The sequence below is a fragment of the Salinibacter sp. genome, assembly GCF_042218895.1.
Lineage (GTDB): Bacteria > Bacteroidota > Rhodothermia > Rhodothermales > Salinibacteraceae > Salinibacter.
Window position 1 is genome coordinate 16,088 of sequence record NZ_JBDGQQ010000038.1, and the last position, 20,340, is coordinate 36,427.

Here is a 20,340-nt window from a genome sequence, read left to right on the forward strand (position 1 = left end):
GAGAGGTGGAGAGGGGAGCGCGCCGGCCTCTTAGAGGCACAGAGAAAAAGCCCCCGTCGCCGGACGGTGACGAGGGCTCTGATAATCCCGACAACTCGAACGGAAAGCGATCGCCTACGAAGCCATCTCTGCAGCGTCTCGCTTGAGGGCCCCGACATGGCTCAGTTCCTCCCAGGGGAAATTGGGCCGGCCGAAGTGCCCATACGCGGCGGTCTCCTGGTACCGGGGCTTCAGGAGGTTGAACCGCTCGATGAGGGCCGCGGGAGACAAGTCAAAGTGTTTCCGTACCATGTCGCACAGCTCAGTGTCAGGGAGGACCCCCGTGCCGTTCGTCGAGACATCGATCGAAACCGGATCGGCCACGCCGATAGCGTAGGCAAGCTGTACGATGGCCTCGTCGCAGAGCTCGGCGGCAACCAGATTTTTGGCGACGTGCCGGGCAGCGTAGGTGGCGCTCCGGTCTACCTTCGACGGATCCTTGCCACTGAACGCGCCCCCGCCGTGGGCTCCTTTTCCGCCGTAGGTATCCACGATGATCTTCCGGCCCGTAAGGCCCGTGTCCCCGTGCGGCCCACCCGTGACGAAGCGCCCGGTCGGGTTTACGTGGAGGATGACCTCGTCGTCCAGAAGGTTCTCCGGCAGGGCACGGGGCAGAAGGACATCGCGCACGTCTTCCTTGATTTGCTCCTGCGGAACACCGTCGTCGTGCTGCGTGGAGACGACGACGGTGTGCACACGCCGGGGCGTCATGCGGTCGTTTTCGTACTCGATTGTCACCTGGCTCTTCGAGTCGGGCCGCAGATAGGGCATCTTCTCCGTCTCTTTCCGGAGATAAGCGAGTTCCTGCACGAGCCGGTGAGCAAACGTAATGGCCATCGGCATGAGCTCCGATGTTTCCCGGCAGGCATACCCGAACATGAGGCCCTGGTCGCCGGCGCCCTGCTCCTCCCCACCGTCGACTCCCCGACTGATATCCCCGCTCTGTTCGTGGAGGCTGCTGATGACCCCACACGAGTCGGCGTCGAACCGAAGGCGGGGATCCGTGTATCCAATGTCCCGGATGACGTCGCGCGCAATTTCACGGGCCTCAACGTGCGCCTGCGAGGTAATCTCTCCGCTAAGCACAACGAGCCCCGAGGTGACGAGCGTTTCGACCGCAACCCGACATTGCGGATCTTCCGCGAGGTGAGCGTCCAGAATGGCGTCCGAGATTTGGTCGGCAATCTTATCGGGATGACCTTCGGAGACCGATTCGGAGGTAAAGAGGTAGGCCATGAACAGAGACCGGTGCGTGTGATAGAGAGTAGTCCGTTCCAGAAAAGCGGGCAATCACTCCCAGGATAAGAGTAGCGCCCCCGACAGTTTCACGCAAAGGGGCGACAACATAAGGAGCGGGCCTGTGATTGCCAACGTTCGTTTGTAAAGAATGGAGAGAGCAGACGCACGGGGCGGTCCGGAGAAGAGCCAGCCAGTGCAAAGCTTGCGTCAAACGGAGGGGGGACGTTGCTTCTCCACAGCACTGGTTGTAGTTTTGCGTGACTGAACTCTGTCTGGTCCTCGCGGACCCTAGCACCTGATCCTGGGACCCGCAGCCCCACATCGCCACATTGGTCGTCCCGCACTGAGCGGTACGCCACCACGGGGACGCGGCCCGATGCAGGTGCTTCCATCGTCTGTTTAGCACCCATCATCAACGACACTGCCAAACAATGGCTAGCGACATCGAAGGCACGGTAAAGTCGATCATCGTGGAAAAGCTGGGCGTCGACGAGTCGGACGTCACGCAGGAGGCCTCGTTTACGAATGACCTCGGGGCTGACTCCCTTGACACCGTCGAGCTCATCATGGAGTTCGAGAAGGAGTTTGATCTCACGATCCCGGACGAGGAGGCCGAAGAAATCGCCACAGTCGGCGATGCGATCGGATATCTTGAGGAGAAGGTGTGAGGGGAGTACCGTCTCTTGCCCGGCGGGGTCTACCATCGATCTTGTGGAGCTCGCCGTGTGCTCGCGCTCCCAGGCGTCCGTCCAGAGTCGAGTCGGGGCACGAGACGCGCAGCGCACGTTCGAGCACGCTTATTTTCTTTGACGCGGTATGGCTGATACGTCACGTAGGGTTGTCGTTACGGGCATGGGGGCGCTCACCCCTCTCGGGCTCTCAGTGGACGAGTACTGGGATGGGCTCGTAGCGGGCCGCAGCGGTGCGGCGACCATCGAATCGTTCGACCCGGACGGGCTCCGCGTGACCTTTGCCTGCGAACTTGACGGCTTCGAGGCGAAAGACCATCTCGATTCCAAGCAGGTGCGCCGGATGGACCCCTTTACCCAGTATGGCCTCATTACGGCCAATCAGGCCGTGCAGGACGCTGGGCTTGAGCCGGACGCCATGCCGCAGGACCAAAAGGACCGCATCGGGGTGGTGTACGGCACCGGCATTGGAGGAATCCTAACGTTCCGGAATCAGGCCGAAGAGTTTCTAGAGGGAGGGGAAAAGCGGACGTCGCCCTTCTTCATCCCGAAACTCATCCCCGACATTGCGGCCGGCCAGATTGCGATGCAACATGGCTTTCGCGGGCCCAATCACGCCATGGTGTCGGCCTGCGCCACCGGCAACCACAACATCGGAGACGCCTACCGCATGATTCAGCAGGGGGACATGGACGCTGCCCTGTGTGGGGGAAGCGACGCGTGCGTCACCCGTCTCGGGATCGCCGGGTTCGCCAGCATGCGGGCCCTCTCCACACGAAACGACGATCCCGCCCATGCCTCTCGTCCCTTCGATGCCCACCGCGACGGTTTTGTGATGGGAGAGGGGGCCGGGGCGCTCTTCATTGAAGATCTGGAGCGGGCGAAGGCCCGCGACGCCGACATCTACGCAGAAATCCTCGGGATTGGCATGTCGGCCGACGCGCATCACCTGACCGCTCCCGATCCAGAGGGGGGCGGCGTGTGCCTTGCCCTCAACGGGGTCCTCGAAAATGCCGGGGTTGAGCCGACGGCGATCGATCACATCAACGCCCACGGCACCTCTACCCCCCTCGGGGACAAGGCCGAAACGAGGGCCCTGAAGAAGGTCTTTGGCGACCATGCCTATGATCTCAACGTGTCCTCCACGAAGAGCATGACGGGGCATCTGCTCGGCGCGGCCGGAGCAATTGAGGCCATCGCCACCATTCAGGCCCTCCGCCACGACGTGGTGCCGCCAACGATCAACTTTGAAGAAGAAGATCCGGAGTGTGATCTCAACTACACGTTCAACGAGCCTGCGGAGCGCCCGGTGAACGTGGCCTTGACCAACGCCTTTGGGTTCGGCGGGCACAATACGTCTCTTGCTCTCCGCGCGTACGACGAGTGAGGCGTCGCGGGGGAAGAGGGGGCAGGCGGGAAGCTGTCTACATCATGAAGAACCTGTGACGGCCCACTGCGTCTCGTTCCCCTCTCAGGGACTGTCCAGAAACGAAGTAGAACCTCAGATCTGCACCAGATCCCTGTCTAGCGAAACACGATCTCGTCTATGAGATCCGACTCAAGGGCCCCGTTAAGACGCTCGCGCCACTTGCGTCGGTTCATGTGCAGCTCCTGACGCCAGGCGGCCGAGGTGATTTTTACGTATAGCGTCGTCTCCTTCATCCAGGCCGACTCGGTGACGCTGTTGATTTTGGGGCCGGCCACTGCGGCCCAGGTTTCGACGACGCGAGCTTCGTCGATCTCTGCCTGAACTCCGAGCTCGTCGATGACCTCCTCGAGAACCTCGCCTAGCGGCCGGGGGTCGTCGTGTGCAGACATGGATCGGCGGGGGGCGGCGATAAGAAAATCAGCAAAGGGACAGTCCTCTACGCCAGACAACGAGACGTGTGCCGGAATCCGGTCAAGGCGGGTGTTACCTTCATCCGCCGGAAGGCGGCTCTTCCCCTCGTAGGCAGCCTGGGACGCTAGAAGCACCACGGTGGGAGCATTCAATCGGTCAAGTTTTGGTATCGCTTTTTCAGTCGTTGGAATGACGCATCTTGCTTCTGTGCCCTCGCTCGTACTCGCAGCGGTTTTGGCTGTCGGTCCTCTGTCGGGCCTCTCGTCCCCTACCGCCGAGGTGAACAATAAGGCTGCGCCTCCCGATACGATACGGGTCACGCTCACGGAGGCGATCATCCGGGCGCTGGACGCCAGCCCCGAGGTTGAGCGCCGCCAGGCGAGTCGCCAATTCGCTGCGGCTCGGAGGGAGGAGGCGCAGGCAAATCGGTACCTCACGGACGTGTCCCTGAACACGGCCCATTCGTTTGCTCCGGGATTGGAGGATGTCCCATCCGGGGTGTCGGAAGATCGGCTCTACCTCGAGCCCGACCTTAACAACGACTGGTCCCTCGGGGCACTCCGTCCCTTCAGCCGGTTCGAGATTTCGGTGCGACAGCCCATCTGGACCTGGGGCGAGCTGTCAGGCAATATTCGGGCCGCCCGACACGGAGTAGACGTCGAGGCGGCTCGGGTGGACCAGAAGGCCCTGGAGGTGGCCGCCCGCGCGGGAAAAACCTACTACAACCTGCTTCTGACCAAAGAGCTCGAGCGGCTCGCCGATCGGACCCAAGAGGTCATCGATCGGGCCAAGCGAGAAATCAATCGTCTGCTGGACGAGGGAGATGAGAGCGTGAGCCAGGCCGATCTCTTCCAGACGCGTCTGACGGAGGAGGAAACCAAGCGTCGCATTGTAGAGATTGACCAGAACCAAGCAACGGCACGGTCGGCCCTACGACGCCAGCTCTTCCTGCCCGACGGGACGACGATTGCCCCGGCCGCCGACGAGCTCCAACCACTCCCGTTCTCCCTGCATCCAGACTCGCTCGACCACTACATCCAGCTCGCCCTGCAGAACCGTCCGGAAGTTGAACAAGCCCAGGCCGGTGTGAAGGCCCGGAAGGCCCTCGTAGACGTCGCACAATCGGACTACTACCCGAAGATTGGCGTGCAGGCCAGTCTGTCCCAGAGCATCACCCTGCCAGAGCGTCCCAATCCCGAAAATCCCTTCGTGGGGGACGCCTTCATGGGCACCGGGACGCGCACCGGCATCGGGATCACGCAGAATCTCAACTTTGGACAGATAGAAGCCCGGGTAGATCAGGCCAAGGCGAAGCTCAATGAGGTTCAGAATCAACAGACTGCCGCCCGGCAACTCGTGCGTTTTGAGGTGGAGGAGACCTATCGTAAATTCCTCATCGCGGAGACGAGCCTCAAGTCCCGAGACCGGTCCACGACCATTGCTGGCGAGTGGTTGCGAACCGAGCAGGTGAACTTTGACTTGGGCTTTGGGGACACCGAGAACCTTGTGAAAGCCGTCCGGGCCGATCTTAAGGCTCGCGCCCGCTACCTCGAAGCCATCAAGCGCTACAATCTCGCCGTCCTTCGGCTCCTACGCGCCACCGGAACGCTGACCAAGCGGGCCCGACGTGGCACGCTTCTTGACACGTCTTCCACAAGCGGGGGGTGAGGCAGCGGGGCACGTTCCCGTCACTTGAGCTTCCCTCGAACCGACCCACCTTTTCAAGGCATGCCAACGTACCGTTTTTCTGTTGTAGCCTTTTTCGTCCTCGCCCTGATGCTCGGAGGCGGTGTTCGGGGGGGGTGGGCGCAGGGCCCGTCCGCCACGGAGGCCAAGATTCGCCAGATGCTTGAGGAGCGGGACCAGCAGATCAAGACGATCCTCAAGGGGGAGGACGGGGACTACACGGCCAAGCAGCGTGAGCGACTGAAGGGGTTGATCAATGGGGTGATCGACTTCCGAATCATGGGCAAGCGGGCACTCGGGCCGTACTGGGACGATCTCAGTACGGAGCAGCGGGCGGAGTTTATCGATGTGTTCCGCGACGTGGTTCGGGCGCAGTCCATGAGTGACCTCGGGGTGTACAACTCAGAAGTCACCTATGGCCAGATCCAGGTACAGGGGGACAGTGCCTTCGTCCGCACTACAACCAAGTACGAAGGACGAACGACCCCCGTTGAGTATGTCCTGGAGCGACGCGGCGGGAAGTGGCGGGCCGAAGATATCATCATCGACGGCGTGAGCACAGCCGAGGGGTACGCGCGGTCCTTCCAAAACATCATCCGTAAGCGCGACTTCCAGACGCTCATGGAAAGCCTGAGGAAGAAGCGGGCCGAAGCGACCTCAAACGGTAAGTCCGACGGATGAGGCCCGAAGCCCCGATGTCGATCCCTCAGGCCGCGGCTCCGATGCGGTCCCCCACCTCGTTTGGGGAAGATGGAGGCCTCCCATCCAGCTTTCGCGAACCACGCCTGTGTCGAAGACTGCGGCTGCGTGGAATCGCGGATCGGGCTGTTCACGGGGCAGGTTCCGGCTGCGACCCGAAACGACCTTCGACCCTGGCGGAACCGTGGGGCTGGATGGGTGAACCGCGGACGCTGCTCGTTTGCACGGCTCCGCCCTGGGCTGCGGCCGCGACCACAGCGGCACAGCGCCGGAGGAGGTATGCTGGGGACGCCGGCTGGGCTGGGCAGTTCAGACCGTGCGGCGGTGGAGGCATTCCTGCTACTCAACGTCGAGCGGGGGGCTTCTACGCCACCTCCTCCGGCAGGGAGAGGTCCTCGAGGTCTCTGGCTCCCTCAACGGTCGCGACCTCAAGAGCGGTCGTCCCCACGTAGATCGAGAAGTTGAGGAGGCGGTCGATTAAGGTTTGGGTGAGCAGCATGCCCGCAAGGGCCGCCTCGGGAATTTGCAGGGCTCCTGAGAGCTCCACACCGGCACTCAGGAAGACGAGGCCTCGCGAGGGCACCAGGGGCACCTGGTTGATGATGATGTGGAGCGCGAGCATCGTGATCCAGCTCCCGACCGAAACGTCAGGAATCACCACTGCCCACTGCGTGACCTGGAATCCATTGTTCAACACGAAGCGGGTCAGGTGGCCGGCACCTATCAGCAGAAGGAGCGACGTGGGGAGCGTGAAAATGGCCTGACGGAAATTGATGCCTACGCTCACGACCAAGATGACGATCGCTACGCCGGCCGCGAGGGTCGACGTCTGGTCCGGAAGGTGCTTTTGGAGGAGTTCGATCTGCCCGGTGAGAAAAAAGAGGGCCAGCAGCAGGAACGCGACACTGGTGGAGGCGACCGAGGAAATGATCGTGTTGTCCTTAATCGTCCCGAGGACCTGCTGGTGTTCGAGGTTCGTGTTGCGCTGAGTCCAGAGATAGAAGTACGCCTCCCCCGAATAGCCGAGCACGTCGTTGTTCAGCACCCGCTTGCGGAGCAGAACGGGCAGGAGTGCCCAGGAGTCGGCATCCCAGGCCTTTCCGTACAGCACGACCTCCGTGAGGGGCAGCGTGGCGTACATCAGGAAAAGGAGAATGTAGAACCACGGAGTCGTAGGGAGTTCGCCCCAGACGCGTGCCCAGCCAATGTGGGTGAGCTGGTACGCGAGGTACGAAACGACCCCGAGCACGAAGAGCCAGCGAAGACTGGTGAGGATGCGCCCGCCTACCGAGCTGTCCCGAAACTGGGCCCATCGGACTCGGATCGCCTCAAAAAGATCGGAAAACCACTGCTGCATGGGGGAGAGGGAACTACCGAGACTCGCCGGAGGGATCATAGCCGAGGTCGCGCATGAGATCCGCGATCTGCGCACAGTGGATTCCCTCCCGAAACCGCTGCTCGGCGCCGGTGATGTCCGTCCAGCGCCGAAGACGGTCGGCATCGATGGAGGACCGTGCATACTCGCGAACCGGGTCGGGGAGAGAGCGGTCCTGCAGGGCGTACACCGACCGAAGATGCTCGCAGGGGGCCTCGCAGAACGCTTCGTACCGGAGGAGGTGATACTGGTCCCCGAATGCAGACCGGGCGTGGCAGTGACAGAGCTCTACCTGTGCCCCCCACAGCGCCAGCGCCTTCACGTACGGCACGGCTCCGCGCACAGCCTCCAGGCGGCGGAGTGCCTGTGTCGTGGAACCGCCGGGGGGAGCGTCGTGAAGCAGACGCCGGCCGGCCTCGAAGTATTCATCGAGGTGGTACGCCCCGAAGTAGGCGTGCTTGGAAAACACCCGGCGTAGGGTCCCGGACGAGAAAGGAATGAGACGACCCAACACAGGCCAGTCCATCCGTACCCGCTCGCCCGACGCGGTGGTCAGTTGGGACCAGACGACCGACCGGGGGTCGCGGACGAGATGCACGAACGAGCTGTCGGGAAAGGCCCGGGCGAGCCAAGACACCATCCAGAACGCGCGGTTAAACTGAAACAGGGTCTCCTCCGCCGTGTCGGCCAGGAGGTGCAGATAGCGTCTCAGTGCGCAGGCCTCGTCCTCCTCCCCGAGGGCCCGGTACTGGGGAGGGCCCTCCGGACCGAGATGTGCCCTCAGTTGCCCACAGAGAGGAGCGTATTCGGCGTAGAGTGATGACTTCGGATGATCGGGGTGTGCGGTCCTCGACTCCTGGATGTGATTGAGCAGGTTGGGGTGGAGGGGCTCGTAAAAGCTACGAAGCGTCCCGTCCCGGCGCAGTGCCCGGAAGAGGGCCGTCGTGCCTGATCGGAAAACACCCTGAAGAAGGAGCATGAGGAGCGCGGGACGGGGGAGGACAGCAGCGAGATCTGCCCTCAGTGCGAGGGCCAGGGGGGGCGAGGCGGAAAGAGGCAGTACTCGTGCTTCTGCGTCAAGGCGCCGACATGGAGAAAGATTCGGTGGGCGGTAGCATCCTCTGCAAAATCTGAGGGGGAGGTTGGGTCACGTCCCGTCACGAGCCAGGAGAGCGTACACGCGGTCGGCGACGCGGGACCAGCTCATTTCACGGACGGCCCAACGGCGCCCTTGCTGGCCAAGCGTCGAGGCAAAGTCGGAATCCGTGAGAATCCGGGTGGCCGCCTCGGCAAGCGCCTCTGGGGCACCGGGCGGTACGATCAGTCCAGTCTCGCCGTGCTGGATGGCGTCCGGAATGCCTCCGGTCCGGGCCCCAACGACGGGGGTCCCACACGCGTTTGCCTCCAGGAACACGATTCCGAACCCCTCGACGTCCGGCGGGTCCTCCCGAGCAGGCATAACGAACAGGTCGGCGGCGCTGTAGTAGGACGGGAGCGTTTCGTAGTCGACGTGACCGACGAACTGAACGTGCGACTGCACGTCAAGGTCGTCGGCGAGCCGCTCTAGGCGCGCCCGGTCCGGCCCTGTCCCCGCAACTACATATGTCACGTCGGGAACGGCCTGTGCGATGGTCGGGAGGGCATGAAGGACGGTGTCGATGCCCTTTCGGGAAACGAGGCGGGCCACCGTTAGCAGCAAGGACCGGCCGGAAAGGCCGAGGCGCCGCCGCAGGGAAGCCCCGTCACGGGGATAGAAGCGCTCCGGGTCCGTCCCGTTCGGGACAACGTGTGTACGGTGGGTCGGAACGCCGTGATTGTGCAGCAGGCCGGCCGTGTAGTGGCTCACCGGAGCGAACGTATCGACCTGCCGCAGGAGGAAGCGCCGCAGGCGGTCGTACGCCGGGCGCAGGGCCGACGTGGGAGCCGGGTTGAACAAGAGTTCACGGCCGTGTGCGGCACATACGATGCGGCGAGGCCATCCGACCAAGGCTCGGCTGAGGGCCGACGCCCCCACCGTCTGCCACTGGGCATGGAAAGCCACGTGGGCCTGCGTCTGCTGTGCGCGAACGGGGAGAATGGGGAGAGAGGACAAGGGAAGGAAATCGGGGCGTCCCGGGAGCCGGGTGATGGGAAACGGGGCATCGTGATCAACCGTGTGGGCCTCCGGACGCTGGGGAACCACCACCTCAAGGGCCTGCACGCGGCGGGCAAGGCGACGAGCCACCTCCCACGAGTACGTCTGAATCCCCCCGACGTCGGGCGGAAAGTCCTGAGTGATGAACAGGAGGCGCATGAGATGGAATCCCGAGAGACGCCGAGGAGTGAGAACGACCGCCGTGAATCATCTGTGCGCTAAGAGCGGCCTGTGTCGATGTTCCGCACGCTTCCATTTGAGTGTACGGGTGCCAGGGTGGGTCACAACCACGCTGAGTAACTCCTTGACCATGGGGAGAGATCCTGATGTTACCTCTACAGAGCGGCAAGCGGCCAACTGGAACCATCTTCCCTCTTCGTCTCTGCAGACCAAGAGCATAAATCGGGACCCCAGTCGACCGGAGAAGACCCTGGCAGGATCCGCCAGTGAAACGCTCCCACACGCGATGTCCCAGAACTCCGCCATCACCGCCGATTACTCCAGTTTGCATTCCCTAGTCTATGAGCTGCAATCTCATCCGCCCGTCCACAGACTCCTGGTGCCGCTTCGCGCTCGCACTAGCCATGTTTCTCCCGGTGGGCCTGCACAGTACGGCGGATGCGCAAACCCGCGAAAAGCCAATCGTTGTTGACGACTTTGAAGACGACAGCGTAGGCACCTTCCCAGACGAGTGGGTCTACGTGACCGAATCGAAAAACATCCGAACGTACGAGGAGACACGCGATCCGGGAGAGAAAGTCGTCGTGAAGGAGGAAGAGAAAAACAAATTCCTCCGCCTCATTACGAAGGGCGAAGTGCTCCGCTACAGCCAACGGAACGGCAAGGAGTTTGAGTGGAGCATAAAGACGCATCCTCGGCTCAAGTGGCGCTGGCGGGCCCAGCGGCTCCCAGAGGGCGCGAGCGAGAAGGGCAAGAACGATACCGGCGGGGCCGTATACGTGACGTTCGGAACGGACTGGCTGGGACGTCCCAAAAGCATCAAATACACCTACAGCTCGTCGCTCTCTGTGGGTACAGTCGTCTCCTTTGGGGTGCTGAAGGTGATTGTCGTCAGTTCGGCCGCAGAACCTCGGCAGGGAACGTGGAAAGTCATTCAGCGCAACGTGATCAACGACTACCGACAGGTGTTCGGGGGAGACCCTCCCAATCGTCCCGTCTCGATCACCGTCTGGAGCGATTCCGACACCACTGGCGGCGTGGCAAAGGTCGACATCGACGACATTAAACTGCTGCCCGCCCGCTAGGAACCGTTCTTCATTCGGAAAGGCGCCTCCGGGTGCGGTCATCGTCGGGGGCGCAGGGAAGACGGAAGACACCAGAAACTCGGACGGACCAATCCGAGGGTTTCTTCCGTGAGGAGACGTCCGAGGCTATTCTCGCTGCTCCTGTTCGGCATGGCCACGCCCCGCGAAGGCTACGTTCTGCATAGCTACGGGCCCGACCGGTACGTGAAGCACGCCGTGGCGTCGGTCCACACGCTCCGGCGGCACGACACGGAGCGTCCCGTGGCGCTCTTCTGCCCGGAGCATCATCGCAGCCTACTGGAGCGCCGGGGACTGGAGGACCACTTCGACGTGCTCGGCGACCTGCCCCCCGAGCACCAGTCAATCACCGGCTTTAAGCACCACCTGCACCGGTTTAAGGTGTTCGACCGATCGCTGTTCGTAGACGCAGACATGGTGTGGTGCCGCGCGCCGGATCCGCTCTGGCAGCAGTTCGCCGCGTTTCCGTTCACGGCCACGGGACTGCAGAATGCTGATCATTTCTTTGGGGGCCCGAAGGGGATTGGGGTCGTCATGGACGTGTTGCTGGGACGGCGCCCGCGCACGCTCCGACGGCTGGGCCTCACGCAGCTTCCCCGTGTGCAGGCCGGAATGATCTACGCGCAGGAGGAGGCCCGCACCCGCGAGGTCGGGCAGGTCGCCGCGGACTACCTCGACCGGGCGGACGAGACCCACTTCCGAAGCCGTCTCAACGAGGGGCGGAGCGAGGAAACGTGCGAGTGGAGCCTTGCCCTGGCGATGAGCGACCTCAACCTGCACGTGTTTCCGTGGTTGCAAGGGCGAAATAGCCCTCAGCTCGACTATATCGACTCGCTGACCGACCACGATCCGGACTTCCGTGAGGTGTCGTACCGCCTCTACACGAATTCTTTCGTCTACAGCCTCCGGGGCCTCCCGAATGCCCGGGTGCGGGACGCTCTGCTGGGGGCCGCGGAGTACCTTCCGAGAATGGGAGAGTACATGGAACTGACGCCATACGTCCTCCACTTTGGCTGGCTGCATCAGAAAGAGCCCTTCCGCGACTTCGCCGAGCGAACGTGGTCGCGTCTCTCTACCGAGCGCGCGAAACCCCGGCGGGTGGAGTCGAAGGAGGATGGTCCGGTGTCGAGCGGATAACGTCCTGCGTCATCGCCCCAGTCTGTGCAATGGCAGGTGAGTACGAGGTAAACTTCCGAGAGCGGCCGGAGTGCTACCGGTACCAGTCGGGCGAGCAGGGCGTGTTCAAGGTGCAGCCCTACAAGGATGAGCTCCTCCCCGACTGGCAGTTCAAGAATGAGGCGGCCGCGGAGGCGTCGGTGGAGGCGCTCCGGGAAGCGTACCGGTCCTACCGGGCGCAAGGCGACTTCGTGGGGGCGGATATGGTGCGCAAATACCTGCAGATGGGCTTCACCCGGGCCATGCGGTACGCAAAGTATCCGGGCGGGCAGAAGTACAACGAGGACGGCACCGAGCGGGCCCCGCAGCAGTGGGCCGATCCCGAAAAACGGGCGGCGGCGGTCGTCTTCCGCGACGCGTGGCAGGCCCTCACGGACGACCCCACGTATCAGCGCCTGAAGGAGCGCCACCAGGAGGAGGTGTACGAGCCGGACGCGAGTCCCATGTCAGATTGAAGATGGGAAGGTTCGAAAATTGGGGGGGCATCGACAACCGACTGTGAGGAAGCACGAAACGGCGATGGCGAGCGACCCGGCGGGTCGAATTCCAGTTTCTCTTGAGCGGTACCGGGTCGACGGTGTGGGGGTAAAGCTGCACGTGCGGGCGGCGGGGCCCGACGACGGGCCGCTCGTGGTGCTCCTCCACGGCTTCCCCGAATTCTGGTACGGCTGGCGCCGTCAGATCCCAGCCCTCGTCGATGCCGGCTACCGCGTAGTGGTCCCCGACCAGCGCGGCTACAACCGGAGCGGGGCGCCGCGGGCCGTGGCCGCCTACGACCTCGATCTCCTCGCCGATGACGTGTGCGCGCTGATCGACGCTGCTGGTCGCAAGCGCGCCTCCATCGTGGGGCACGACTGGGGGGCGATGGTGGGCTGGCACCTCGCCCACGCCCATCCGGGGCGCCTACGCCGACTCGCGGTGCTCAACGTGCCCCATCCCCGCGTCTTTCGCGACACGCTCCGGTCAAGCCCCGCGCAGCTGCTGCGGAGCACATACGCCCTGTTCTTCCAGCTCCCGGTCCTTCCGGAATGGCTGCTCGGATACAACGACGGACGGTTGCTCGCCGCGCTTCTGCGGGGGAGCGGTCGTCCCGGCACGTTCGACGACACAGACCTCGCGATCTACCGGCAGGTATGGCGGCGGCCGGGCCGGCTTCGGGGCATGCTGAACTGGTACCGGGCTGCGGGCCGCCGGGCACTGCGGGTCGCCCCACCATCGGCACCGGTTGAGGTGCCGACGCTCGTATTGTGGGGCGCGCAGGATGTGGCCCTTGGCCGCCAAATGGCCGTCCCCAGCGCCGCGATGTGCGTCGATGGGCGGTTGGAGACTATCGACACAGCCACGCACTGGGTGCAGCACGACGCCCCCGAGCTCGTCAACCGCCATCTGCTCGACCACCTGGCGGCTGAGGGGTAGCGCCGGGGCCTGCGCTCGTCTGTCGAGCCCCTGGTGACCGCGGACCGTGAAGAAGTGAGGGTTCCTCGACCGCCGGTGCCAGTCAGGACGCGCGAACCCGCCGGACAACGAGATACCCGAGCACGCCCGCGACGGTCACTCCCGCGAGAAAGTCGATTCGTTGCAGCACCGCCAGGGTTCTCCCGTAGGAACCGATCCCGAGTTGTCCGACGAGCCAGACCCCGAGCAGGGGAATCCCCAGCGCGAGTGCGCTTCCCCCGAGAAGGATGCCCAGGAGCTTAAAGAGACGCCGAGCCCGCTGCTGCAGGGCCTCTTCTTTCTCCCGGTCACTCAGCGAGTCGTCCCGCAGCACATCGAGGCACTCGGTGCTGCACTGCCCCACCTCGCGAGCTCGCGCCGGGAGGTGGAGATACTCGAGCGTGACGGCAAAGCCGACTACGACGAACGTCGCGAGTAACACATTCATCCGCTAGGGGGCAGCTGCTGGAGGAGGTGGAGGAGAACGCCGCACGGCGCCTCGTCGCCGGACACGGTTGCTGGTCCGCCGCGTGGGCTCGGGCCCGCACCCGAGGGGGGCACGGAACCGGCTGAGAGGAGGATCAGGGGAGAACGGGCATTCAGGACGCTTGGCCGCCGCTTGCGCTCCTCGACGAATCCTGGGAAGGGGGCGCCGGAGAGCAGGGCCAGGAGCGAATCTCGTCTGGCGAGAGGTCGTAGCGCGTGCCCTCCAGCACCGCAGGCACCTTCGATTCGGTGTAGGGCGCTTTCACCCACTCCCAGACCGTACCTCCATCCGGGGCCACCTCCACGACTCGGCCCGCCATGGACTCTGTGAGCAACATATTGCCGTTTTCCAGCTGTTGCCATTTTCCCCGGACATCCGTGTAGAACGGGGCCGAGTGACGGGTCGGGAAGAGAACCCTCGTCGAGTCCGTGTGCGGCTGCAGGGCAACGATGCGGCTTCCGCCAAGCATTTTTCCCCGCTCGACGAAATCATCGCGGTTGTCAAAAACGCCGATCCATCCGTCTCCGATGAAGTCCGGATCGTGCTGCTGGATGAACGGGGCTGACGCGTGCCACTTGATGGTCTTGGACTGGGGATCGACGACAAACACCAGATGGATGTCCCGGAGAGAAACCAGCAAGTCCCCAGCCTCAAACAGTGGGTACTCGTCCGCCATCGACGAAGAGAGCGGCTCCACATCGTTCATGTGCGTGAGGTCTTTCGACCGCAGACCGCCCGTGCCGGCTTCGGGCTGGTACTCCTGGACAATGTGGCGCTCCAGGTCGTTCGCGTACAGCACGTCAAGGACGCCAATCTTGTCGAGCAGGGTACCATCCGCGGAGACGTGCAGGATCTGGTCGAGCCACGTTGGCTCGTCGATGCCCGGAAAGCCGTTGGGGAAGCGATCGCTCCTGGCGCGGGGCTCCAAGCTGGTGCCGGAAATCCAGAACGACCCGTCGTCGGCCCGCTCGATGGAGTGGTGGCTTCCCTGCGGCAGCCGCCAGAGCACGTTTCCACAGGCATCCAGGCGCGCTGTGCCGATGTACGCGAGGTTCACAAGCACGTCTCCGTTCGGAAAAAGGTGCGATCCGTGGAGGATGCGTCCGCTTGGGAGCCCCCCTCGCGAAATGGAGGAGCCCGAAAAGAGGGCCTTCCGGTCGACGCGCCACTTGTGCAGAACGTGTCCCTGACGGTCGATGAGCCGGAGCTCCGGCCTCCATCCGTCCTCGTCTTTCCACGAGGAGACGATGAGCGTGACTCCGGGCTGAACGGAATCGGGCCGGGGGACGCGGACACCGGTGCGGTCGTACACACGGGGGGCCAGGGCGGCGGGGCCGGGCGACCAGGCCTTGCGCAATCGGGTCGCCTGCTGAGACGCTTGCTCAAGGAAATCATTCGGGAACCACCCGTGCCAGCGGGCCGCGAAGCCGTACACGAACGCAAGCACCATCAGTGAAAAGGCGAACCCCACCTTTGCGAACGAAAATGACCGCATCGACGATGAACGCTGGGAGAGAAAAAGGGAGCACCACGCAGACGGAAGTGCCCTGCTTGTCGGGCGTTCTCCTCGCACGAATCTATGAAAGAGCCGGGCACCCGCGCAACTTCGGTCTGCGGGGGATGCACCCGCGACAGCCCTCTACGCGTCGTCCGTCAGGGCTCGGATCAGGGGCTCGTCTAGCCGGTGCCCGCCGTCGAAGGTGCGGAACGTGGCCGGAATGTCGTGGACCTGGAGCCGACGGCGCACGGCTGTGTGGTCCCCCGTTGCCATGTGCGGGTCGTTCGTGCCCCACACGAATGTCAAAGGCATGGCTCGGAGCGAGGCGGCGTGGGCCGCTAGATCGAGATCGTGGGCGAGAGGGCCGCCCCACAGGGTGAGGCGGTCGACGGCCGTGCTGCCCAGCAGGGCCCATCGGCTTGCAGTGGCGGCCCCCTGTGAGAAACCGAGGACGTGGAGGGACGGCGGACGGTCCTCGGCGAGATCTTGAACGACGGTGTCGAGGGCAGTGACGTAGTCGTGGATCTCGTCGGCACGCGCCTCGTGGGTCATCCACGAGGCGCCCACCTGCTCGTGCTCGTCCATGCCGTCCACGTAGAAGCGCGAGAGCCCCTCCGGCGCCACCACGCAGCGATCCGGCGTCACGACTGGCTCAAACGCCTGGATAAAGTCGGAGGCGAGCTGGCCGTAGCCGTGCAGCACCACCCACCACGATGCGGCTGTGCTGGGCGAGCCAAGTGTGGCGTAGCGGGCCGTACGAGCGACCCGAACGGAGTGGAGCGCAGGCGGGTCCGACATGGAGGCAGAGGGGGAAGAGAGGTCGAGCGAGCTGTGCATCAGGAGGAACGACCGTCCTGGACGATCACGCGTTCGATCCGGTCGAGCGCGGCCTCGGCGGACGGGACGACGTGAACCAGATCGGTCGCGACGGTCCGGGCGAACCGGCCCTCCCAGAGCTCATCGAAGAACGACAGCAGGGTGTCGAAGAAACCGTCCACGTTGACTAGGACGATGGGGCGATCGTGATCCCCAAGTTCCTTGAGCGAGAGCACCTCCATGAGTTCCTCGACGGTGCCGTACCCCCCCGGCAACACCACGAACGCATCGGACCGCCGGTACATAATGCGCTTGCGCTCGCGCACGGTATCGGTTACGATCAGCTCATCGGCGTCGTACGCAATGCCTTCCCGGGCCTCCAGGCTTTTGGGAATCACGCCCGTCACCGTGCCCCCCGCTTCGTGGGTGGCCTCGGCCACCAGGCCCATCAGTCCCACCGTGGCCCCGCCATACACCAACTCGTGGCCCCGATCGGGCAGCGCGCGCCCCAGTGTTGTAGCTACGGGCGAGTAGGTGTCGGCGATGGCATTGCTCGACGAGCAGTAGACGCAGATGGACGGCATAAGGTAAGGGAGGCATTGGGAAAGAGCACTACGAAGGACCCGTCGGCGTCGGGCGCTGCGATGCCCGCGTCGTCGGAGGAAGCCGGCCGCCCGAACTATCGGGAAGACGGTCCTGGCGACGACAGGACCCGATGAGTGTGGAAGAAGCCGACGGGACCTCGGGTCAACTCGAACGAACGGTGTCCGGCACCCGCCGGGCCTGCTCCAGGTGCCGCTGCTCGTGGGCGAGGGTGGCCTCGAACCAGGCGCCCAGGCTGATGCGAAGCAGGGAAACGGCGGGCGACGGCAGCCGGAGGCGTCGCAGATCAAGTCCGTCGGCGGCCTCCACGCATTCCATGAACCGGTCCTGCAGGCCCAGAAACTCGTCCACTGTCCCGCCGGAGGAGAGGACGGTTGGGGCGTTTGGTCCGTAGGCGGAGGGGGCACTGAAGGTCCACCCCGAGGAAGGCATCATGGATCGGACAAACCAGCGGCTCACGAAGCCATACTCGAAGGGCGGATCCCCGAACGGCCCTTCGTCCCGACCCCGCTGAATTTCCTTTTCCATCGACCGCAGCAGCAGCCGACCGGCGGTGTTCAGGTGGTCGAAGCACTGGACGGCGGACCATCGCTCGGGACTGGGCTGGGCCTGCATCGTATCGGAATCCACACCAGCCACGAGCGCAGTTGCCTCGTCCTTCAAGTCGGCAAATCCGGAGTGATAGTCCTCGAGCTGCGAGTGCATGACGCCGAGCGGAAGGCGGGGGGGAGAAGGCTACGCCCTGTCCAACTCCAGCAGGCCCTCGTTGACGAGCGAGGTGAGCAGGTCTACAAAGGCCTCATCGTCGAGGTGAGGCGTCAACGTCTCAGATGGAATCCGCTCGCGACCCGTCACGAGCCGAGCCGCGTAGGCGAGTTCTGCCCCGAGTTCGGTCGCCTCTCCGTTGGCAAAGAGGGTGGCCGTGCCATCGTCGTGCTCGATGAAGGCGAGGCGCGCCACCGGGCCCCGCCGCAGACTCTGCCCCTGCCGCAGGGCATCGACGAGGGCCGATTCGGAAACGGGCGTCTCCGGCGGCACCGCTTCCCGGTCCCGGTCGGGCCGGGTCAGGAACTGGCCGAACCACCGGTCGACCGACGCGTCGTCGCGGACGAGGCCCCGGAGCAGTCCGCGCACTTTCTGGCGGGCATCCTCGTGGAGCGCCCCAGGATGGTCGACCGGCTCAAGGTCCGGATCGCTGTACCGGGCGTCCGAGTCGAGGGTCTCGATGGCGTGCTGAAGAAAGTTGGCCACCAGATCCTGGTGGCGCGGAGCCCGGAAGCCGACCGAATAGGTCATGCACGCATCGTCCGTTGCAATGCCGTGGTGGGCCACGCGCGGCGGCAGATACAGCATGTCGCCGGGGCCGAGGACGAACTCCTCATCGGGCTCAAAGTCGGCGAGGATGCGCACGTCGAGATCCGGCACGATCTCTTCGTCCGTCACCGGCTCGGTCCCGATGCCCCAGTGCCGATGCCCCTGCCCCTGCAGGAGGAAGACATCGTAGTTGTCGATGTGGGGGCCCACGCTCCCGTGCGTGGGAGCATAACTTACCATGATGTCGTCCAGCCGCCAGTCCGGCAGGAACCGGAAATGGTCCAACAGGGTCCCTACCTCCGGAAGGAGACGATCCACCTCCTGCACGAGGAGGGTCCAGTGTGTCTCGGGTAGATTGAGGAACTCTTCTTGATCGAACGGGCCGTGCCGCAACTCCCACGGGTACGCGCCGCCCTCTTCAAGAATCAGGCGACTCTCGACGTCGTCCTCGCAGGCGAGCCCGGCCAGTTCCTCCGGGGAAACGGGTGATCGAAAGCCCGGCAGGGCATCCCGAATGACGAGCGGGCGCTCCTGCCAGTACGTGTCGAGAAACTCGGCGGGCGAGCGATCGCCGAGCACCTCGGTCGGGGAGGCAGTGGATTGCATGGAAAGAGGAAAAGCGGTCTTGCGTAAAGAAAGAGGCGCTGAAGTTGAGCGCGTCGGAGCGGGCCCGTAATGCGTGAGGAGAATGCGTGAGGAGTGATGCGTAGCGCAGAAGGAGCCGTGGGTCACATCTCGCGTCTCACGCGACCTAGCGACTACCCGAGGAGGTACATCAGGCCCTGGATGGCGGGCCACAGCAGGAGCAATGCAAGGAGCCAGGCGACCCACTTCACACCTGAGCTCCGCTGCGGAAACTCGTAGCCGCAGTACGGACACTGTTCGACATCGCCCGTGTCCTCAAATTCGAGGGCACAGGAGGGGCACTCTCTATGCGAGGCCATGGGGGCAAGAGGGGGCGGGCCAGACGGGAGATGGTTAGAGTTGAGCGGCCAGCTCGTTCAGCAGTGTTTCCACGTCGTCCGCGTCAATGTCCTCCGGATCCGGTCCCGGGAATCCGGCATCCGGATCTGGACGGGCCGCGTCGAGGTCGAGCTGACTGAGGAGCAGGGCCGCAACCCCTGTGGCCGCGGCGGAAAGAAGGAAGGCCTTAACAACCTTATGCATGGGACGAGGAGAAGGAGTCCGACAGAACAACGGGCGGTGACGAACGAGGAGCGCCAAACGGAGTTCGCACGAATCGTCGAACCTGAGCGGAGCGCGCAAGTTCACGTTGGACGTTGCAATCAAAACGCTTTCACGACGCACACAAACAATGTATCGCCTCCTGGTGGCCGCACTGATCGGGATCTTGGGACTGGGATTGGGGGCCCCGGATGCCCGGGCGCAGAAGAAGCCGACGGTGCCGATCGCGCGTGTGAAGTACGACGGCGGGGGCGACTGGTACAGTGACGAGAAATCGCTGACCGAGCTGTTCGCCTTCGCGCGGCAGCACACGCTCCTCAGAGTGCCTCGGAAGGAAGACGTCGTCGAGCTGAAGACCGACAAGGTGTTTGCCTACCCGTACCTGTACCTCACCGGCCACGGCAACATCACACTCTCGGCCTCGGAGGCCGACCGCCTGCGTCGGTACCTACTCCAAGGAGGATTCCTCCACGTCGACGACAACTACGGGCTCGCCAAGCACATTCGTCCTGAGTTGAAGAAGGTCTTTCCGGAGAAAAAGCTCGTGGAGGTCCCGTTCGACCATCCCATCTACCACATTCGGTACGACTTCCCGAACGGGCTTCCCGCAATCCACAAGCACGACCCCGAGGAAGCGCCGAAGGGGTACGGCATTTTCGACGACTCGGGCCGGCTCATGGTGTTCTTCTCCGTCGAGAGCGACCTCGGCGACGGATGGGAGCCAGCATCGGTGCACAACAATCCCCCTGAGAAGCGCCGGAAGGCCCTGCGGATGGGCACCAATCTTCTCACCTACGCGATGACGCACTAGCCCCGTGCCGGTCACACGGTTTGCGTGTGAGC

At 63.9% G+C, this 20,340-nt stretch carries 22 protein-coding genes; 9 read left to right on the forward strand and 13 right to left on the reverse strand.

Annotation, left to right across the window (positions count from 1 at the left end):
- Nucleotides 1-114: 114 nt before the first annotated feature.
- Nucleotides 115-1,275: a methionine adenosyltransferase gene (gene metK, locus ABEL04_RS04135; protein ID WP_375801119.1), complete on the reverse strand. Its 1,161-nt coding sequence runs from the start codon at nt 1,273-1,275 to the stop codon at nt 115-117.
- Nucleotides 1,276-1,709: 434 nt separating this feature from the next.
- On the opposite strand from metK, the gene ABEL04_RS04140 reads away from it, so the two are divergent.
- Together ABEL04_RS04140 and fabF are read left to right on the forward strand one after the other, a co-directional pair.
- Nucleotides 1,710-1,946 carry an acyl carrier protein gene (locus tag ABEL04_RS04140; RefSeq protein ID WP_375801120.1) on the forward strand — a complete coding sequence of 79 codons (237 nt, stop codon included), beginning with the start codon at nt 1,710-1,712 and terminating at the stop codon, nt 1,944-1,946.
- Nucleotides 1,947-2,094: 148 nt separating this feature from the next.
- Nucleotides 2,095-3,354: a beta-ketoacyl-ACP synthase II gene (fabF, locus tag ABEL04_RS04145; protein ID WP_375801121.1), complete on the forward strand. Its 1,260-nt coding sequence runs from the start codon at nt 2,095-2,097 to the stop codon at nt 3,352-3,354.
- A 137-nt stretch (nt 3,355-3,491) separates the two neighbouring features.
- On the opposite strand, the gene ABEL04_RS04150 is transcribed toward fabF, so the two are convergent.
- Nucleotides 3,492-3,785, reverse strand: a complete 294-nt coding sequence (locus ABEL04_RS04150; RefSeq protein WP_375801122.1) for a DUF721 domain-containing protein — start codon at nt 3,783-3,785, stop codon at nt 3,492-3,494.
- Between the two features lie 211 nt (nt 3,786-3,996).
- Here ABEL04_RS04150 and ABEL04_RS04155 point away from each other — a divergent pair, with 211 nt between their 5' ends.
- Nucleotides 3,997-5,475 carry a TolC family protein gene (locus ABEL04_RS04155; protein WP_375801123.1) on the forward strand — a complete coding sequence of 493 codons (1,479 nt, stop codon included), beginning with the start codon at nt 3,997-3,999 and terminating at the stop codon, nt 5,473-5,475.
- A 60-nt stretch (nt 5,476-5,535) separates the two neighbouring features.
- Nucleotides 5,536-6,174 (forward strand): phospholipid-binding protein MlaC, encoded by a 639-nt coding sequence (locus ABEL04_RS04160; RefSeq protein ID WP_375801124.1) that lies wholly within the window; start codon nt 5,536-5,538, stop codon nt 6,172-6,174.
- Nucleotides 6,175-6,556: 382 nt separating this feature from the next.
- On the opposite strand, the gene ABEL04_RS04165 is transcribed toward ABEL04_RS04160, so the two are convergent.
- The 3 genes from ABEL04_RS04165 to ABEL04_RS04175 all read right to left on the reverse strand — a co-directional run bounded on the left by ABEL04_RS04165 (nt 6,557) and on the right by ABEL04_RS04175 (nt 9,860).
- Nucleotides 6,557-7,549, reverse strand: a complete 993-nt coding sequence (locus ABEL04_RS04165) for a hypothetical protein (protein ID WP_375801125.1) — start codon at nt 7,547-7,549, stop codon at nt 6,557-6,559.
- Between the two features lie 13 nt (nt 7,550-7,562).
- Nucleotides 7,563-8,546: a sulfotransferase gene (locus ABEL04_RS04170; protein WP_375801126.1), complete on the reverse strand. Its 984-nt coding sequence runs from the start codon at nt 8,544-8,546 to the stop codon at nt 7,563-7,565.
- Between the two features lie 168 nt (nt 8,547-8,714).
- Nucleotides 8,715-9,860 carry a glycosyltransferase family 4 protein gene (locus ABEL04_RS04175; protein WP_375801127.1) on the reverse strand — a complete coding sequence of 382 codons (1,146 nt, stop codon included), beginning with the start codon at nt 9,858-9,860 and terminating at the stop codon, nt 8,715-8,717.
- A gap of 362 nt (nt 9,861-10,222) precedes the next feature.
- On the opposite strand from ABEL04_RS04175, the gene ABEL04_RS04180 reads away from it, so the two are divergent.
- The 4 genes from ABEL04_RS04180 to ABEL04_RS04195 all read left to right on the forward strand — a co-directional run bounded on the left by ABEL04_RS04180 (nt 10,223) and on the right by ABEL04_RS04195 (nt 13,576).
- Nucleotides 10,223-10,966 (forward strand): DUF3047 domain-containing protein, encoded by a 744-nt coding sequence (locus ABEL04_RS04180; protein ID WP_375801128.1) that lies wholly within the window; start codon nt 10,223-10,225, stop codon nt 10,964-10,966.
- 150 nt (nt 10,967-11,116) lie between these two features.
- The gene (locus ABEL04_RS04185; RefSeq protein WP_375801129.1) at nt 11,117-12,121 is read left to right on the forward strand and encodes a hypothetical protein; all 1,005 of its coding nucleotides are present in this window, start codon (nt 11,117-11,119) and stop codon (nt 12,119-12,121) included.
- Between the two features lie 29 nt (nt 12,122-12,150).
- The gene (locus tag ABEL04_RS04190) at nt 12,151-12,615 is read left to right on the forward strand and encodes a DUF4385 family protein (RefSeq protein ID WP_375801130.1); all 465 of its coding nucleotides are present in this window, start codon (nt 12,151-12,153) and stop codon (nt 12,613-12,615) included.
- Nucleotides 12,616-12,679: 64 nt separating this feature from the next.
- On the forward strand, nt 12,680-13,576 hold the full coding sequence (locus ABEL04_RS04195; protein WP_375801149.1) for an alpha/beta fold hydrolase: 897 nt from the start codon (nt 12,680-12,682) through the stop codon (nt 13,574-13,576).
- Between the two features lie 82 nt (nt 13,577-13,658).
- Here ABEL04_RS04195 and ABEL04_RS04200 read toward each other — a convergent pair whose 3' ends face one another.
- The 8 genes from ABEL04_RS04200 to ABEL04_RS04235 all read right to left on the reverse strand — a co-directional run bounded on the left by ABEL04_RS04200 (nt 13,659) and on the right by ABEL04_RS04235 (nt 19,479).
- Nucleotides 13,659-14,042, reverse strand: a complete 384-nt coding sequence (locus ABEL04_RS04200; RefSeq protein ID WP_375801131.1) for a hypothetical protein — start codon at nt 14,040-14,042, stop codon at nt 13,659-13,661.
- Nucleotides 14,043-14,193: 151 nt separating this feature from the next.
- Nucleotides 14,194-15,576 carry an arylsulfotransferase family protein gene (locus ABEL04_RS04205; RefSeq protein WP_375801132.1) on the reverse strand — a complete coding sequence of 461 codons (1,383 nt, stop codon included), beginning with the start codon at nt 15,574-15,576 and terminating at the stop codon, nt 14,194-14,196.
- Between the two features lie 144 nt (nt 15,577-15,720).
- A complete protein-coding gene (locus tag ABEL04_RS04210) occupies nt 15,721-16,416 on the reverse strand; it encodes an alpha/beta hydrolase (protein WP_375801133.1) in 696 nt (231 codons plus the stop codon).
- Nucleotides 16,416-16,979, reverse strand: a complete 564-nt coding sequence (locus ABEL04_RS04215) for a TIGR00730 family Rossman fold protein (protein WP_375801134.1) — start codon at nt 16,977-16,979, stop codon at nt 16,416-16,418. Before ABEL04_RS04215 ends, ABEL04_RS04210 begins: the two co-directional genes overlap by 1 nt.
- Before the next feature lie 163 nt (nt 16,980-17,142).
- Complete coding sequence (locus tag ABEL04_RS04220) at nt 17,143-17,703, reverse strand: DinB family protein (protein ID WP_375801135.1); 561 nt, start codon at nt 17,701-17,703, stop codon at nt 17,143-17,145.
- A 30-nt stretch (nt 17,704-17,733) separates the two neighbouring features.
- Nucleotides 17,734-18,918 (reverse strand): JmjC domain-containing protein, encoded by a 1,185-nt coding sequence (locus tag ABEL04_RS04225; protein WP_375801136.1) that lies wholly within the window; start codon nt 18,916-18,918, stop codon nt 17,734-17,736.
- Between the two features lie 152 nt (nt 18,919-19,070).
- On the reverse strand, nt 19,071-19,256 hold the full coding sequence (locus ABEL04_RS04230; RefSeq protein WP_375801137.1) for a zinc ribbon domain-containing protein: 186 nt from the start codon (nt 19,254-19,256) through the stop codon (nt 19,071-19,073).
- Between the two features lie 34 nt (nt 19,257-19,290).
- Nucleotides 19,291-19,479 (reverse strand): hypothetical protein, encoded by a 189-nt coding sequence (locus tag ABEL04_RS04235; RefSeq protein ID WP_375801138.1) that lies wholly within the window; start codon nt 19,477-19,479, stop codon nt 19,291-19,293.
- A gap of 148 nt (nt 19,480-19,627) precedes the next feature.
- On the opposite strand from ABEL04_RS04235, the gene ABEL04_RS04240 reads away from it, so the two are divergent.
- Nucleotides 19,628-20,308: a DUF4159 domain-containing protein gene (locus ABEL04_RS04240; RefSeq protein ID WP_375801139.1), complete on the forward strand. Its 681-nt coding sequence runs from the start codon at nt 19,628-19,630 to the stop codon at nt 20,306-20,308.
- The last annotated feature ends 32 nt before the right edge of the window (nt 20,309-20,340 follow it).

Bases quoted from the DNA above. Each gene is read 5' to 3' on its own strand.
- ABEL04_RS04225 (WP_375801136.1), bottom strand. From the start codon at position 18,918: ATGCAATCCACTGCCTCCCCGACCGAGGTGCTCGGCGATCGCTCGCCC.
- ABEL04_RS04240 (WP_375801139.1), top strand. From the start codon at position 19,628: ATGTATCGCCTCCTGGTGGCCGCACTGATCGGGATCTTGGGACTGGGA.
- ABEL04_RS04220 (WP_375801135.1), bottom strand. From the start codon at position 17,703: ATGCACTCGCAGCTCGAGGACTATCACTCCGGATTTGCCGACTTGAAG.
- ABEL04_RS04200 (WP_375801131.1), bottom strand. From the start codon at position 14,042: ATGAATGTGTTACTCGCGACGTTCGTCGTAGTCGGCTTTGCCGTCACG.
- fabF (WP_375801121.1), top strand. From the start codon at position 2,095: ATGGCTGATACGTCACGTAGGGTTGTCGTTACGGGCATGGGGGCGCTC.
- ABEL04_RS04230 (WP_375801137.1), bottom strand. From the start codon at position 19,256: ATGGCCTCGCATAGAGAGTGCCCCTCCTGTGCCCTCGAATTTGAGGAC.
- ABEL04_RS04235 (WP_375801138.1), bottom strand. From the start codon at position 19,479: ATGCATAAGGTTGTTAAGGCCTTCCTTCTTTCCGCCGCGGCCACAGGG.
- ABEL04_RS04140 (WP_375801120.1), top strand. From the start codon at position 1,710: ATGGCTAGCGACATCGAAGGCACGGTAAAGTCGATCATCGTGGAAAAG.
- ABEL04_RS04155 (WP_375801123.1), top strand. From the start codon at position 3,997: ATGACGCATCTTGCTTCTGTGCCCTCGCTCGTACTCGCAGCGGTTTTG.
- ABEL04_RS04150 (WP_375801122.1), bottom strand. From the start codon at position 3,785: ATGTCTGCACACGACGACCCCCGGCCGCTAGGCGAGGTTCTCGAGGAG.
- ABEL04_RS04180 (WP_375801128.1), top strand. From the start codon at position 10,223: ATGAGCTGCAATCTCATCCGCCCGTCCACAGACTCCTGGTGCCGCTTC.
- ABEL04_RS04175 (WP_375801127.1), bottom strand. From the start codon at position 9,860: ATGCGCCTCCTGTTCATCACTCAGGACTTTCCGCCCGACGTCGGGGGG.
- ABEL04_RS04170 (WP_375801126.1), bottom strand. From the start codon at position 8,546: ATGCTCCTTCTTCAGGGTGTTTTCCGATCAGGCACGACGGCCCTCTTC.
- ABEL04_RS04165 (WP_375801125.1), bottom strand. From the start codon at position 7,549: ATGCAGCAGTGGTTTTCCGATCTTTTTGAGGCGATCCGAGTCCGATGG.
- ABEL04_RS04215 (WP_375801134.1), bottom strand. From the start codon at position 16,979: ATGCCGTCCATCTGCGTCTACTGCTCGTCGAGCAATGCCATCGCCGAC.
- ABEL04_RS04190 (WP_375801130.1), top strand. From the start codon at position 12,151: ATGGCAGGTGAGTACGAGGTAAACTTCCGAGAGCGGCCGGAGTGCTAC.
- ABEL04_RS04205 (WP_375801132.1), bottom strand. From the start codon at position 15,576: ATGCGGTCATTTTCGTTCGCAAAGGTGGGGTTCGCCTTTTCACTGATG.
- ABEL04_RS04185 (WP_375801129.1), top strand. From the start codon at position 11,117: ATGGCCACGCCCCGCGAAGGCTACGTTCTGCATAGCTACGGGCCCGAC.
- ABEL04_RS04160 (WP_375801124.1), top strand. From the start codon at position 5,536: ATGCCAACGTACCGTTTTTCTGTTGTAGCCTTTTTCGTCCTCGCCCTG.
- ABEL04_RS04195 (WP_375801149.1), top strand. From the start codon at position 12,680: ATGGCGAGCGACCCGGCGGGTCGAATTCCAGTTTCTCTTGAGCGGTAC.
- ABEL04_RS04210 (WP_375801133.1), bottom strand. From the start codon at position 16,416: ATGCACAGCTCGCTCGACCTCTCTTCCCCCTCTGCCTCCATGTCGGAC.
- metK (WP_375801119.1), bottom strand. From the start codon at position 1,275: ATGGCCTACCTCTTTACCTCCGAATCGGTCTCCGAAGGTCATCCCGAT.